15 protein-coding genes are annotated in these 13434 nt (G+C 68.0%); 11 read left to right on the top strand and 4 right to left on the bottom strand.

Annotation, left to right across the window (positions count from 1 at the left end):
- Positions 1–7 precede the first annotated feature (7 nt).
- From BLS74_RS32355 to BLS74_RS32345, 3 genes are all read left to right on the top strand, one after another.
- Entirely contained in the window at positions 8–1162 is a 1155-nt protein-coding gene (locus tag BLS74_RS32355) for an acyl-CoA dehydrogenase family protein (protein WP_093111938.1), read from the top strand.
- Positions 1163–1194: 32 nt separating this feature from the next.
- A complete protein-coding gene (locus BLS74_RS32350) occupies positions 1195–2169 on the top strand; it encodes a Bug family tripartite tricarboxylate transporter substrate binding protein (RefSeq protein WP_093111936.1) in 975 nt (324 codons plus the stop codon).
- Positions 2170–2334: 165 nt separating this feature from the next.
- Positions 2335–3090 carry an SDR family oxidoreductase gene (locus tag BLS74_RS32345; protein ID WP_093111969.1) on the top strand — a complete coding sequence of 252 codons (756 nt, stop codon included), beginning with the start codon at positions 2335–2337 and terminating at the stop codon, positions 3088–3090.
- Between the two features lie 15 nt (positions 3091–3105).
- Here BLS74_RS32345 and BLS74_RS32340 read toward each other — a convergent pair whose 3' ends face one another.
- Together BLS74_RS32340 and BLS74_RS32335 are read right to left on the bottom strand one after the other, a co-directional pair.
- The gene (locus BLS74_RS32340) at positions 3106–3522 is read right to left on the bottom strand and encodes a nuclear transport factor 2 family protein (RefSeq protein ID WP_093111934.1); all 417 of its coding nucleotides are present in this window, start codon (positions 3520–3522) and stop codon (positions 3106–3108) included.
- A 2-nt stretch (positions 3523–3524) separates the two neighbouring features.
- The gene (locus tag BLS74_RS32335) at positions 3525–5135 is read right to left on the bottom strand and encodes a bifunctional 3-(3-hydroxy-phenyl)propionate/3-hydroxycinnamic acid hydroxylase (protein ID WP_170855801.1); all 1611 of its coding nucleotides are present in this window, start codon (positions 5133–5135) and stop codon (positions 3525–3527) included.
- Between the two features lie 140 nt (positions 5136–5275).
- Between BLS74_RS32335 and BLS74_RS32330 the strand changes: the two genes are divergently transcribed.
- The 8 genes from BLS74_RS32330 to BLS74_RS32295 all read left to right on the top strand — a co-directional run bounded on the left by BLS74_RS32330 (position 5276) and on the right by BLS74_RS32295 (position 11760).
- Positions 5276–6385 (top strand): alcohol dehydrogenase catalytic domain-containing protein, encoded by a 1110-nt coding sequence (locus tag BLS74_RS32330; RefSeq protein ID WP_093111930.1) that lies wholly within the window; start codon positions 5276–5278, stop codon positions 6383–6385.
- Positions 6386–6398: 13 nt separating this feature from the next.
- Positions 6399–6941 (top strand): cupin domain-containing protein, encoded by a 543-nt coding sequence (locus BLS74_RS32325; RefSeq protein ID WP_093111928.1) that lies wholly within the window; start codon positions 6399–6401, stop codon positions 6939–6941.
- A 3-nt stretch (positions 6942–6944) separates the two neighbouring features.
- On the top strand, positions 6945–7658 hold the full coding sequence (locus BLS74_RS32320) for a GntR family transcriptional regulator (RefSeq protein WP_093111926.1): 714 nt from the start codon (positions 6945–6947) through the stop codon (positions 7656–7658).
- Between the two features lies 1 nt (position 7659).
- On the top strand, positions 7660–8211 hold the full coding sequence (locus BLS74_RS32315; RefSeq protein ID WP_093111924.1) for a VOC family protein: 552 nt from the start codon (positions 7660–7662) through the stop codon (positions 8209–8211).
- Positions 8212–8264: 53 nt separating this feature from the next.
- The gene (locus tag BLS74_RS32310) at positions 8265–9128 is read left to right on the top strand and encodes a fumarylacetoacetate hydrolase family protein (protein WP_093111922.1); all 864 of its coding nucleotides are present in this window, start codon (positions 8265–8267) and stop codon (positions 9126–9128) included.
- Between the two features lie 68 nt (positions 9129–9196).
- Complete coding sequence (locus BLS74_RS32305; protein ID WP_093111920.1) at positions 9197–10165, top strand: tripartite tricarboxylate transporter substrate binding protein; 969 nt, start codon at positions 9197–9199, stop codon at positions 10163–10165.
- Between the two features lie 7 nt (positions 10166–10172).
- A complete protein-coding gene (locus BLS74_RS32300) occupies positions 10173–10751 on the top strand; it encodes an amino acid synthesis family protein (RefSeq protein ID WP_093111918.1) in 579 nt (192 codons plus the stop codon).
- A 13-nt stretch (positions 10752–10764) separates the two neighbouring features.
- The gene (locus BLS74_RS32295) at positions 10765–11760 is read left to right on the top strand and encodes a zinc-dependent alcohol dehydrogenase family protein (protein ID WP_244504130.1); all 996 of its coding nucleotides are present in this window, start codon (positions 10765–10767) and stop codon (positions 11758–11760) included.
- Between the two features lie 8 nt (positions 11761–11768).
- On the opposite strand, the gene BLS74_RS32290 is transcribed toward BLS74_RS32295, so the two are convergent.
- Positions 11769–12770, bottom strand: a complete 1002-nt coding sequence (locus BLS74_RS32290) for a cysteine synthase A (RefSeq protein ID WP_093111914.1) — start codon at positions 12768–12770, stop codon at positions 11769–11771.
- 79 nt (positions 12771–12849) lie between these two features.
- Positions 12850–13434 (bottom strand): aldehyde dehydrogenase family protein (locus tag BLS74_RS32285; RefSeq protein ID WP_139191805.1); only part of this gene is annotated, 585 nt, incomplete at its 5' end.

Here is a 13434-nt window from a genome sequence, read left to right as displayed (position 1 = left end):
ACCGACCATGATTCGCGACCCGCAAACCCTGCAAGCCCTGCTCGACGCCGTCGAGCGCTTCGTGCGCGAACGGCTGGTGCCGGCCGAAGCGCAGGTGGCCGAGACCGACGAGATCCCCGACGACATCGTGCGCGAGATGAAGGCGCTCGGCCTGTTCGGCCTGACCGTGCCCGAGGAGTTCGGCGGCCTCGGTGTGACGATGGAAGAGGAGGTGATGGTGATGCTGGCCATGGGCCAGACCTCGCCCTGCTTCCGTTCGCTCTTCGGCACCACGGTGGGCATCGGCTCGCAGGGCATCCTGCTGGACGGCACCGAGGCGCAGAAGAAGAAGTACCTGCCGCTGCTCGCGACCGGCGAGCTGATCGCCTCCTTCGCGCTGACCGAGCCCGATGCCGGCTCCGACGCGGCCTCGCTGCGCACCACGGCCATCCGCGAGGGCGAGCACTACATCGTCAACGGCACCAAGCGCTTCATCACCAACGCGCCGCATGCCGGCATCTTCACGCTGATGGCGCGCACCGATCCGCAAGACAAGGGCGCGGGCGGCGTCTCGGCCTTCATCGTGGAGGCGAACACACCGGGCATCAGCATCGGCCGCAAGGACCGCAAGATGGGCCAGCGCGGCGCCCACACGGCCGACGTCATCTTCGAGAACTGCAAGGTGCCTGCCGGGCAGCTGATCGGCGGCCGCGAAGGCCAGGGCTTCAAGACCGCGATGAAGGTGCTGGAGAAGGGCCGCATCCACATCGCCGCCATCTGCGTCGGCGTGGCCGAGCGCATGCTGCGCGACGCGCTGAACTACGCCATCGAGCGCAAGCAGTTCGGCCAGCCCATTGCCGAGTTCCAGCTGGTACAGGCGATGCTGGCCGACAGCCAGGCCGAGATTTACGCCGCGCGCTGCATGGTGATCGATGCGGCGCGCCGGCGCGACGAGGGCCGCAACGTCTCGACCGAGGCCTCTTGCTGCAAGCTGTTCGCCTCCGAGATGTGCGGCCGCGTCGCGGACCGCGCGGTGCAGATCTTCGGCGGCGCCGGCTACATCGCCGACTACGGCATCGAGCGCTTCTACCGCGATGTGCGCCTGTTCCGCCTGTACGAAGGCACGACGCAGATCCAGCAGATCGTCATCGCCCGCAACCTGGTGCGCGAAGCGATGCGTTGAGTTTTTCCCCACCCACCCGAGGAGACAAGACCATGAAGACATCGAAGATGCGAAGACTCTGCATTGCCGCCGGCCTGGCCGCGCTGCTGGCCGCGCCGGCCGTGGCGCAAACAGCCTATCCGAGCCAGCCGCTGAAGCTGATCGTGCCGTACCCCGCCGGCGGCGCCACCGACACGCTGGCGCGCACCATCGGGCAGAAGCTGCAGGAAGCCTGGGGACAGCCCACGTTGGTGGAGAACCGGCCCGGCGCCGGCGGCACCATCGGCAACGCTTTTGTCGCCAAGGCGCCGGCCGACGGCCACACCCTGCTCATCGCCATCACCGCGCTGATCCAGCAGCCGATGCTGATGGAGAAGCTCCCTTACGATCCGCTGAAGGACCTGGCGCCCGTCACCATGATCGCGCGCAGCCCGAGCATGCTGGCCGTGCCGCTGGACTCGCCCGCCAAGAACCTGAAGGACTTCATCGCGATGGTGAAGGCCAGCCCCGGCAAGTACAACTTCGGCAGCTACGGCGCCGGCACCTCCTCGCATATCCAGGGTGCGCTCCTGAACATGCAGGCCGGCATCGACCTGGTGCACGTGCCCTTCCAGGGCGCCGCACCGCTGGCGACCAACCTGGTCGGCGGCCAGCTGGCCTCGGCCTTCATCGACAGCGCCAGCGCCCGGCCGCACCTCAAATCCATGCGCCCGCTGGCAGTGACCGGCACGCAGCGCATGCCCGGGCTGCCGGACGTGCCCACCTTCGCCGAGCTGGGCTACCACTCCTTCGATCCCTACGGCTGGTTCGGCGTGTTCCTGCCGGCCGCGACGCCGGCGCCGGTGGTGCACAAGCTCTCGGACGAGATCGACCGCATCCTGCGCCTGCCGGAGGTCACGGCCAAGATCGAGGCGCTGGGCCTGCAGGTGGGCGGTGGCAAGCCGGAAGAGTTCCAGAAGCTCGTGCGCACGGATGCCGCCATCTACGCCAAGATCATCAAGGACGCCAATATCCGGCTCGCGCCCTAAGCCTGCGCGCGCGGCGCCGAGGCGCCTACGATCTGCCCGCATGAAGAACGCATACGACTGCGAGTGTCACAAACCCGCGCTGCGAGACGTCTTATAAACATGGACGGCCGCATGGGGCGACCGTCCAGTGGGTTGACAGACAAGCTGAACGGAAAGGACTTCATCATGAAAATCGCAGTCATCGGCGGCAGCGGGCTCATCGGAACAAAGCTGGTGAAAAAGCTGCGTGAGCGAGGCCACGAGGCCGTCTCCGCCTCGCCCTCGCAAGGGGTCAATGCACTGACCGGAGAGGGCCTGGCCCAGGCCCTGGCGGGCGCGCAGGTCGTCGTGGATGTGGCGAACTCGCCCTCGTTCGAGGACGCCGCAGTCCTGAATTTCTTCGAGACCTCGGGCCGCAACCTCCTTGCTGCGGAACAGGCCGCAGGCGTCGGCCACCACGTTGCGCTGTCGGTCGTGGGCACCGAACGGCTTCTTGAAAGCGGCTACTTCCGCGCCAAGATGGCGCAAGAGAACCTGATCAAGGCGTCGCCTGTCCCCTACACCATCGTGCGTGCGACGCAGTTCTTCGAGTTCGCCGGAAGCATCGCCCACACGAGCACCGAAGGAGAGGCGGTCCGGCTCTCGCCGGCGCTCGTGCAGCCCATGGCGGCGGAGGACGTTGCAGAGGCGCTGTCGGAGGTTGCGCTCGAAGCGCCGATCAACGGCATGCTCGAGATCGCCGGGCCTGCGCCGTTGGGCCTGGACAAATTCGTCGGCCAGTTCCTGAGCGCCACCGGAGACGCTCGCAAGGTGGTCACCGATCCCGCTGCGCTCTATTTTGGGCTGGCGCTGAACGACCAGTCGCTCACCCCGGGCAAGAGCCCGCGCCTCGGCAAGACCACCTTCGCGGACTGGCTCAGCCGGCCCAAGGAAGCGCGATAGGGCGGCCGACGGCGATCACGTTTCTTGTGTGATGCTCATCTCGAGCGGCGTGGTCTGGAATGCCAGCTGCCGCCACTGGCCGTCCTCCTGGACCCAGACCTGCATCACGCGCGAGTCGATACGCACGGTACCGCTGCCATCCTTGCGCACAGCGACCAGCAGCTGGCGGCCCGTCATCAGGGCGGTGCTGCCCAGCACCTGGACCTTGAGCTCCGACCGGTCGATCTGCCGGTAGTCGACGTGCGTGCCGCCGGCGCGGAAATAGCTTTCGTAGTCGTCGGTCTGGCCCTTGGCGTGGACGTGCGTGAGTCCAGGATGAAGGATCTCGCGCAGCCGTGCGAAGTCGGCTCGCTTCATCGCCTCGCAGCGCTGGGTTTCGAGATCCAGCAGCAAGGACTCTGAATCGGATGGCGTGAGTGGGTTCTGGGTCATGGTCAATCCAGCATCAAGGCGTGGGTGGCGGTCGAAGCGATTGCTAGCGCGATGCGGGCGCGTTCGAGCAGCGCCTGCGCGCCGTCGAGATCGGCGGCGACGCCGTAGACGATGTGGTCCGGACGCACGAGCGCCGCGCCGCGGTCCTGCGTTTCGAACCAACGCGCGATGACGCCATCGGCCTCTGCGAGGCCAACCAGGCCCTCGACATCGTCGGCATCGCACAGGCAGACCGCTTTCGCATGCAGGGCCCGGAGATGGGCGGCCAGGCGGTCGAACTGTTCCTGGGAAGGCGCATCGCGCAGGAACAGCAGGAAGCCGCGGGGCAGCAGGTCGTCCATCATCTGCGCGGCGCCCTGCGGGCCGAGCCGCCCCACCGCCTGAGGGAAAGGCGTGCCTGCGGCGCCGTGTTCGCCGTCGATCAGGCCGTGGCGCACGCCGGGCAGAAGGCTCTGGCGCAACTGCATCCTGACCTGGCCGCCTTGCTGCTCGCGCAGGCCGCGATCTCGCTGAGCGGCGCGTTCGGCGTCGCGCTCGCAGATGATCTGGCCCAGGCGCTTGACCGTCCGGGTGGTTTCCTCGACCTGCGGGCCGCGCTCCGTGCCGTAGCTGTCCAGCAGCGTGTCAGGCGCATCGCCCTGCAGCACCCAGTCGAGCTTCCACGCCAGGTTGACGGCGTCGCGCAGGCCCTGGCACATGCCCTGCGCCAGGAAGGGCGGCATCTGGTGCGCCGCGTCGCCGGCCAGCAGCACGCGTCCCTGCCGCCACTGCTCGAGGACGACCGCGTGGAAGCGGTAGGTCGCGGCCCGCCAGATGCGCGCCTCGTGCGGCGCGAGCCAGGGCGAGAGCAGGGCCCAGATCGCGTCGTGCGGCATCTCGCGCTGCCCCGCCTCGTGCGGCAGCAGCAGGAATTCCCAGCGCCGGTGCGTGCCCGGCCCCACCACGTAGGTGCAGGGGCGAGCCGGGTCACAGTACTGGATGTTGGTGGCCGGCAGGCGTTCGAGCATGTCCTCGTTCACGTGCATGTCGACCACGATCCACGGTTCGTCGAACTCCAGGCTCTTCAGGCCGAGGCCGAGCTGCTTGCGCATGGGGCTGGTGCCGCCGTCGCAGGCGACCACGTAGCGTGCCCGCAGCTGTGCCGGCGTGCCGTCCGGCGCCCGCGCGGAAAGCATCGCGTACCCGCCTTCTTCCTGCACCGACGTGACTTCATGGCCCAGGTGGACCGACACCGACGGCATCTCGCCCACGGCGCGGCGCAACGAGGCTTCGAGCGCCGGCTGGTTGAAGGTGTACGAAGGCGCCCAGGCCAAGGGGTAGGGCGAGGGGCCCATGTCGAAATGCTGGATCGGCTTGCCATCCGCGCCCTGATAAATCGTGGGGCGATAGGGCGTCATGTGGGGCGCCAGCGCGCCCGCGATGCCGATCTCCTGGAAGGTGCGCAGCGCCTCGTGGTCCAGCGCGAAGGCGCGCGGCAGCGGATAGATCTGATCGGACTTGTCGAAGACGGCCACGCGCCGGCCACGCCGGCCGAGCAGCGCGGCCAGCGATGCGCCGACCGGGCCGAAGCCGATGACGGCGACATCGACGGGCTCGCCGAAGGATTGATTCACTCGTTGTCTCCAAATGCAGGAAGACAAAATTGTGCATAAAAATAGATATTATGCACCGAGGGTTCTCCCGGATGGCATTCGTCATCGCGAGGCAGAAAAATGCACAAAACCAGATTTGTGCATTCAACAAGGAGACGCCAATGTCGATGATGAAAGCCGCCCGACTTCACAAGGTCGGCGCACCGATGGAGATCGAGCAACTGCCCATTCCACAGCCCGCCGCCAACGACGTGCAGGTGAGGGTGCATGCCTGCGGCATCGTGCCGAACCTGGGCAACATCCTGGCGAACTGGACCACCTGGTTCCCCGAGCTGCCGCTGCCGCCGCTGCCCGCCGTGTTCGGGCTGGACCCGGCCGGCGAGGTGACGGCCGTCGGCTCCCACGTCCATACCTGGAAGCCGGGCGATCGCGTGTACGTGAACCCGAGCCTGTACTGCGGCGGCTGCCGCGCCTGCCGCAACGGCGACCTGATCAACTGCACGCACTACGCCTTCAGCGGCTACTTCGGCTTTTCGCAGAACTCGCTCAAGCTCTACAAGAACTATCCCTATGGCGGCCTGTGCGAGTACATGATCGCGCCCCAGTACGCGCTGGTGAAGCTGTCCGACAACGTGAGCTTCAACCAGGCCGCGCGCTTCGGCTACCTGGGCACCATGTACTCGGCGATGCGCAAGGCGAAGGTGGGGCCCGGCCGCAGCGTGCTGATCAACGGCATCAGCGGCACGCTGGGCATCGGCGGCGCGCTGTTCGGCCTGGCGATGGGCGCCACGCGCATCCTCGGCACCGGCCGCAACAAGGAACTGCTCGAACGCGTGAAGGCGCTGGCGCCGGACCGCATCGAGGTCTTCTCGAACGCCGACGGCGAGGCCATCGACACGTGGGCCAAGGCGCGCACCGACGGCCTGGGCGTGGACACCTTCATCGACGCGCTGGGCCCGGGCGCGCCACACGAGACCCTGCAGCAGGGCATTCGCGCGCTCAAGCGGGGCGGTCGCGCCTTCAACATCGGTGCCATCGCGGGCATGGTGGGCATGGACCTGCACACCATGATGGACGAGCAGCAGAGCATCGAGGGTTCGGCCTGGTTCACCGCCGGCGAAGGCCAGGACATGGCCGACATGGCCGAAGCCGGAACGCTCGACCTCTCGGTGTTCGAGCATGTCTGCTATCCGCTGGACCGCATCAACGAGGCGATCTCGGGCATCGCGACGCGCAACGGCGGCTTCAGCAACTTCGTCATCAACCCCTGAACGGCGGCGCACCATGAAGATCAGACGCGTAGTGGCCGGCACCGGCGCCGGCGGCAAGTCCCAGCTGTTCTCGGACGCGGCGGCGCCGCGCAGCTTCGAGTTCGATTCGGTTCCAGGCTTTGCGGCGGCACTGCTGTGGTCCACCGAGGCGGGCGACACGGTGGGCCGGGGCGTTGCCGCCGATCGCAGTCCGCAGGTCGGCTTTGTTCCTGCGGAGGGCGGGACGCGGCTGATGTTCGTCACCTTTCCGCCCGACGCGGTCATGATGCGCGCGGACTTCGATGCGGCGGCCTTCGGCGCCGAGTTCGCGGCGCGCGTGCCGGGCCTGGCCGAAACCTTCGAGCCCGAGCATCCCGGCATGCACACCACCGACAGCATCGACTACGACGTGGTGCTGGAAGGCGAGATCACGCTGGAACTCGACGACGGCGTGCAGGTGCCGCTGCGCCGGCACGACGTGGTCGTGCAGCACGGCAACCGGCATGCGTGGCGCAATCCCGGCGACCGGCCGGCGACGATGCTCTTCGTGCTGATCGGCACGCGGCGCAAGGAGTGATCCATGCATAACATCGCCGCCATGCATAAAAACGAATCCATGGACTACACCCCCACCCTCGTCGAACAGGCCTTCGGGCGCTTGCGCCAGGACGTGCTTACGGGAACCTTCGCCGCCGGCGCGAAGCTCAAGCTCGACGAGCTGCAGACCGTCTACGGCTTCTCGAGCAGCCCCTTGCGCGAAGCGCTCAGCCGCCTCGCGCAGGAGGGCCTGGTGCGCGCCGACGAGCGCCGGGGCTTCCGCGTCGCGGCGATCTCCGCCGAGGACCTGGCAGACATCACCCGCATGCGCGTGATGCTGGACGTGCCGGCGCTGCGCGAAGCGATCGCGCACGGCGACGATGCGTGGGAAGCCAGCATCCTGGCCGCCTTCCATCGCCTGGAGAAGGTGGAGTCGCGCCTCGGCGACGGCCCGGTGGTGCTCGACGACGCATGGAGCGAGCTGCACCGCGCCTTCCATCTCGCGCTGGTCGCCGCCTGCCCCTCGGAACGCCAGCTCAGCTGGAGCGCCAGCCTGTTCGACCAGGCCGAGCGCTACAGGCGCTTCTCCGCGCGCTTTCGCAAGACGGCGCGCCGCAAGTCGAACGAGCACCGCAAGATCATGGATGCGACCTTGCGGCGCGACGCCGAGACCGCCTGCGCGATGCTGGAGGAACACATCCTCAGCACGCAACGCAACGTGCAGGCCGCCCTGAAGGCGGCGGAAGCCGAGGCCTAGGATGCTCAAGGTCAGCCGGCCCACGCCATCGCATTTCGGCATCTTCGTTACCGACCTGGAACGGATGGTGGCCTTTTATACCGAGACCTTCGAGCTCACGATCACGGATCGCGGCGTAGGCAGGACGTTCAAGAACGAGCTGGTCTTCACCAGCGCCAGCCCCGACCAGCACCACCAGCTGGTGCTCGCCTCCGGCCGCCCCGCGGAAGCGACCTTCAGCACCGTGATGCAGATCTCCTTCGTGGTGCCGAGCATCCAGCATCTGCGCGACATCTCGGCGCGTGCCGAAGCGCGGGGCGCGACCCAGATCCGCGGCCTCAACCACGGCAATGCGCTGTCGGTGTACATGCTCGATCCCGAAGGCAACACGGTCGAGATCTACGTCGACACGCCGTTCTACGTCTCGCAGCCGCATGGCGATCCGCTGGACCTCGCCAAGGACGACGAGACGCTGATGCGCGAGACCGAAGCGATCTGCCGGCGCGACCCCAGCTTCATGCCGCTGGCGCAATGGCAGGCGCAGTTCCAGGCGAAGGCGCCGGCCGCGGCCTGAGCGCGCCGTTCCACCTCACTCTCTCACTTTTTTCTCTTCAGTTTGGAGTTCCCATGAAGCTTTTGTCCTTTGTTCTGCAAGGCCGCGAAACCTGGGGCGCCGTCGTCGGCGACAGCGTCGTCGACCTGGGCCGGGCGATGCCGCAGCATGCGAGCCTCGCCGACTACATCGCCTCGGGCGAATACACGCAGGCCTCGCAGCATGTCGAGGGCCTGGCCCCGGCCGCGAAGCTGGCCGACATCCGCTTCCTGCCGGTGATCCCGCGCTCCGAGAAGATCATCTGCGCCGTGCGCAACTACATGGACCATCACCAGGAGGTGCTGGCCGCGGGCATGCAGCGCGAGCTCTCCGCAGAGCCGCCCATCTTCCTGCGCGTGTGGCGATCGCAGTGCGCGCACAACGAGCCCATCGTGCGGCCGCGGGTGTCGGAGTCGCTCGATTGGGAAGGCGAGCTCGCGGTCATCATCGGCAAGGGCGGGCGCGACATCGCCGAAGCGGACGCCTTCGACCATGTGGCCGGCTATGCCTGCTACAACGACGGCAGCGTGCGCGAATGGCAGTTCCACGCCAAGCAGATCGCCTCGGGCAAGAACTTCGAATCCACCGGCGGCTTCGGCCCCTGGATGGTGACCGCGGACGAGATCGAGCCCGGCCGCCAGCTCAAGCTCGAGACGCGGCTCAACGGCGAGGTGGTGCAGTCCAGCCACACGGGGCACATGATCTTCAGCATCCCGAGGCTGATCAACTACGCCTCGACGATCTTCACCCTCACGCCCGGCGACGTGATCGCGACCGGTACGCCGGCCGGCGTCGGCTGGAGCAAGAAGCCGCCGCGCTTCATGAAGGCCGGCGACGTCTGCGAGGTCGAGATCGAGGGCATCGGCGTGCTGCGCAACCCGATCGTCGACCAGGACTGACGCGCGGCGTCCGACCACTGCTGCCGCCAAGCACGGCAGCGACCCCACAACAAGACGGAGATACACCCATGCGGCGCAGACAGCTGGTCGGCGCGGGCCTTGCCTTGGCCTGCGCGGCACCTTTCACGGTTCACTCGCAGGACTTCCCGGATCGGCCGATCAAGATCGTCCAGGGCTTCGCAGCCGGCGGCAATGCCGACACCATCGCCCGCGTGGTCAGCACGGAGATGAGCAAGGGCCTGGGCCAGCCCTTCGTCGTGGAGGCGCAGACAGGGGCCGGCGGCACGATCGCGGCGGCCACCGTCGCGCGCGCCAAGCCCGATGGCTACACGCTGCTGCTGGCCACCGGCGGACATGCGGTGGCGGGGGCACTCTACGGCAAGCTGGGCTACCAGACCGTGTCCGATTTCCAGATGATCTCCACCATCACCTACTTTCCCTTCCTGCTGGTGGTGCGCGCCGATTCGCCGTATCGCAGCCTCACGGAGCTGCTCGCCGCCGCGCGTGCCGACGCGCGCAGCCTGTCGTACGGCTCTGCCGGCATCGGCTCGACGCACCACCTGGCGGGGGAGCTGCTCGTCAAGAGCGCGAAGGTCGAGCTGCTGCACGTGCCCTACCGCGGCGACGCCGCCTCGGTGACCGCGCTGCTCGGCGGTGAAGTGCCGCTGATCGTCGCGCCGCCGACGGCCGTGATGGCCAATATCAAAGCCGGCAAGCTGAAGGCGCTGGCGACCACCGGTGCGCAGCGCTGGGCCGCGATGCCGGAGCTGCCCACGGTGGCGGAGCAGGGCGTCGCCGGCTACGACGTGCGCTCGTGGGCCGGCTTCATGGCGCCCGCCGGCACGCCGCGCCCGGTGGTCGAGCGGCTGCGCGCCGAGACCCTCAAGGCGCTGCAGGTCGCGGGCGTTCGCGCGCGCCTGGAAGACATGGGCGGCGAGGCGCGCGCAAGCACGCCGGAAGAAATGACGGCGATGGTGAGTTCCGAACTCAAGAAATGGACCGCCGTCGTCAACGAAGCACAGATTCCCAAGCAGTGAGGTTCGTATGTCCCTGATCGAAATCCGCAAGCGCAGTCTCACCATCGAGACCATCCATCACGAGGGCGGCCCGCCGGTCGACGAGCCGCTGAAGCTGGCCGCGGCCTGCGCGGTGATCCGCAACCCCTATGCCGGGCGCTATGAGCCCGACCTGATGCCCTTCATGGCCGAGCTCCGTGCGCTGGGGACATCCCTGGCGACGGAGCTGGTCGAGGTGCTGGGCCGCGACAAGGTGGAGGTCTACAGCAAGGCCGCCATCGTGGGCGTCAACGGCGAGCTGGAGCATGGCGCCGTGTGGCATGAGGCGGGTGGCTGGGCCATGCGCTCGGTGCTGGGCGAGCCGAAGGCGATCGTGCCCTCGGCCAAGGCGGTGGCCGCCACCGGCTACCGGCTGATGGTGCCGCTGCACTACATCCACGCGGCCTATGTGCGCAGCCACTACAACAGCATGGAAGTCGGCATTCAGGACGCGCCGCGGCCCAACGAGATCCTGTTCGCGCTGGTGATGGGCACGGGTGGCCGGGTGCATGCCCGGCTGGGCGGCCTGAGCAAGGAAACCGTGACCGTGCACGACGGCCAGCGCTGAGATGCAAAGCCTCATGCGCGCCGTGCAAGTCAGAAACCCCGGCGGTCCGGAGGCGCTGGAACTGGTCGAGCTGCCGATGCCGGTGTGCAAGCCCGGCGAGGTGAGAGTCCGCGCCGAGGCGATCGGCGCCGGCGGACCCGACGTGCTGATCCGCAACGGCACCTACAAGTGGATGCCGCCGCTGCCAGCCATTCCCGGCAACGAGATGGCCGGTACCGTCGAGGCGCTGGGCCCCGGCGTGACGACGCTGCAGGTCGGCCAGCGCGTGCTGGTCAGCTCGCGCGAGCTGCCGCAGCGCGGCGGCTGCTATGCGGAGTTCATCTGCGTGCCCGAGGAAGCGCCTTTCGTCCTGCCGGACAGCATCGCATTCCAGGACGCGGTCAGCCTCGGCAATGTGCAACTGGCGCAGGCGATGCTATTGGCCTGCAACGGCGGCCTGCCGGTGCGCTCGATTCTCGTGCCGGGCGCGGCCGGCGGCGTGGCCACCGCGCTCGTTCAACTCGCGGCGCACCACGGCATGACCGTGATCGGCACCGCCTCCACGCCCGAGAAGCGGGCGCATGCGCTGGCGCACGGCGCCAGCGCCATCGTCGACGGCGATCCGGCAGGGCTGCCCGATCGCGTCTTCGAGCGGACCGAGGGGCGTGGCGTGGACCTGGCTTTCGACCACGTGGGCGGCGAGCTGCTGATCGCCTGCATCCGCTCGCTGGCGCCGCTGGGCACCGCGATCTCCTACAACATCGCGGGCGGGCCGCCGGCGCGCGATGTGTTCATGGAACTGCGCTCGCTGTTGAGCAAGAGCCTGGCGGTCAGGACCTTCTCCATCCACACCTTCGACGCCGACCGGCAGCAGCGGCGCGCGCTGATGAACAAGGCCATCGGGCTCATGAGCCAGGGGGCAGTGCGGGCTCCGCCGACTCGCGTGTTCCCGATGGGCGAGGTGCAACAAGTGCATCGCATGCTCGATGTCGGCGAGTCGCTGGGCAAGCTGGTGCTCGCGCCGCGATAGGCCCCGGCTCACGCAAGCCAGGCCGGAACCGGAAGATTCTTCTCGCGCAGGAAGGCCGGGTTGTACAGCTTCGACTGGTAGCGCGAACCGGAGTCGGCCAGGATCGTCACGATCGTGTGCCCCGGCCCGAGCTCGCGTGCCAGGCGGATCGCGCCGGCCACGTTGATGCCGCTGGAACCGCCCAGGCACAGGCCTTCTTCGCGCAGCAGATCGAACAGCACGGGCAGCGCCTCCTGGTCCTCGATCTGGTAGGCGTCGTCGAACGAGGCGCCCTCCAGGTTGCCCGTGATGCGGTTCTGGCCGATGCCTTCGGTGATCGAGCTGCCGGTGCTGCGCAATTCGCCGTGCTTGATGTAGTGGTACATTGCCGCGCCCATCGGATCGGCGGCGGCGATCACCACACCCGGCTTGCGTTCCTTCAGGTACTGGCCGACGCCGGCCAGCGTGCCGCCGGTGCCGATCGAGCAGATGAAGCCGTCGATACGGCCGTCCGTCTGCTGCCAGATCTCGGGGCCGGTCGAGCGGAAGTGGCCGTCGCGGTTGGACAGGTTGTCCCACTGGTTCGCATAGAGCACGCCACGGGGCTCGCTGCGCGCGAGCTCCGCGGCGAGGCGTTCGGCCACGTGCACGTAGTTGTTCGGATCGCTGTAGGGCACTGCCGGCACCTCGCGCAGCTCGGCGCCGTACAGGCGAAGCGCATCCTTCTTCTCCTGGCTCTGCGTCTGCGGGATCACGATGACGGTGCGGTAGCCGCGCGTGTTGCCCACGAGCGCGAGGCCGATGCCGGTGTTGCCGGCCGTGCCCTCGACGATCACGCCGCCGGGCTGCAGGTCGCCGCGCGCCTCGGCATCGAGCACGATATAGAGCGCTGCGCGGTCCTTGACCGATCCGCCGGGATTCATGAACTCGGCCTTGCCGAGGATCTCGCAGCCGGTCAGCTCGGAGGCCTTGCGCAACCTGATGAGCGGTGTATGGCCCACCGCCTGGGTGAAGCTTTCACGCACGTCCATGATGAACGAGGATATTCCGCGCTTCCGGCCTTTCCGGTTCGCGCGGCCTGCATCGGACTACGTGCAGAAAGGTCTTTCGCTAGAGCTGCCCCTGGCACAGGTACTTGATGTGCATGTAGTCGTCCAGCCCGTGCACCGAGCCCTCGCGGCCGTAGCCGGACTCCTTCACGCCGCCGAAGGGCGCGGCCTCTGCCGCCAGGGCGCCTTCGTTGATGCCGACGATGCCTGATTCCAGCGCCTCGGCCACGCGCCAGATGCGGCGCACGTCGGTCGAGTAGAAGTACGCCGCGAGCCCGAAGGGCGTGTCGTTGGCGGCGGCGATCACCTCGGCTTCGCTGTCGAAGCGCGTGACCGGCACCACCGGCCCGAAGGTCTCTTCGCAGCTGCATTCCATGGATGCGTCGGCGTTCACCAGCACGGTGGGGGCGAAATAGTTGGGGCCGTCGCAGCGCGCCGAGCGCAGCCGCTTGCCGCCGACGACGACGCGCGCGCCCTTCTCGACGGCATCGCGCACATGGCGCTCGATCTTCTCGACCGCCCGCGCGTTGATCATCGGGCCGATCTGCGAGTCGGGCTCGGTGGCCGGGCCGACCTTGAGTGCGCCGACCCGTGCGGCCAGCTTGTCGACGAAGGCGTCATGCACCTTGGCTTGCACGAACACGCG

This window comes from Variovorax sp. CF079 (genome assembly GCF_900101545.1).
Classification (GTDB): Bacteria; Pseudomonadota; Gammaproteobacteria; order Burkholderiales; family Burkholderiaceae_C; genus Variovorax.
The sequence above is the reverse complement of the archived record's forward strand: the minus strand, read 5'-3'. Positions and strand labels throughout refer to the sequence as shown.

Coding starts and splice junctions, on each gene's coding strand:
- BLS74_RS32355 (WP_093111938.1), top strand. CDS start 8: ATGATTCGCGACCCGCAAACCCTGCAAGCCCTGCTCGACGCCGTCGAG.
- BLS74_RS32300 (WP_093111918.1), top strand. CDS start 10,173: ATGTCCCTGATCGAAATCCGCAAGCGCAGTCTCACCATCGAGACCATC.
- BLS74_RS32310 (WP_093111922.1), top strand. CDS start 8,265: ATGAAGCTTTTGTCCTTTGTTCTGCAAGGCCGCGAAACCTGGGGCGCC.
- BLS74_RS32350 (WP_093111936.1), top strand. CDS start 1,195: ATGAAGACATCGAAGATGCGAAGACTCTGCATTGCCGCCGGCCTGGCC.
- BLS74_RS32330 (WP_093111930.1), top strand. CDS start 5,276: ATGTCGATGATGAAAGCCGCCCGACTTCACAAGGTCGGCGCACCGATG.
- BLS74_RS32295 (WP_244504130.1), top strand. CDS start 10,765: ATGCGCGCCGTGCAAGTCAGAAACCCCGGCGGTCCGGAGGCGCTGGAA.
- BLS74_RS32345 (WP_093111969.1), top strand. CDS start 2,335: ATGAAAATCGCAGTCATCGGCGGCAGCGGGCTCATCGGAACAAAGCTG.
- BLS74_RS32290 (WP_093111914.1), bottom strand. CDS start 12,770: ATGGACGTGCGTGAAAGCTTCACCCAGGCGGTGGGCCATACACCGCTC.
- BLS74_RS32305 (WP_093111920.1), top strand. CDS start 9,197: ATGCGGCGCAGACAGCTGGTCGGCGCGGGCCTTGCCTTGGCCTGCGCG.
- BLS74_RS32340 (WP_093111934.1), bottom strand. CDS start 3,522: ATGACCCAGAACCCACTCACGCCATCCGATTCAGAGTCCTTGCTGCTG.
- BLS74_RS32325 (WP_093111928.1), top strand. CDS start 6,399: ATGAAGATCAGACGCGTAGTGGCCGGCACCGGCGCCGGCGGCAAGTCC.
- BLS74_RS32315 (WP_093111924.1), top strand. CDS start 7,660: ATGCTCAAGGTCAGCCGGCCCACGCCATCGCATTTCGGCATCTTCGTT.
- BLS74_RS32320 (WP_093111926.1), top strand. CDS start 6,945: ATGCATAACATCGCCGCCATGCATAAAAACGAATCCATGGACTACACC.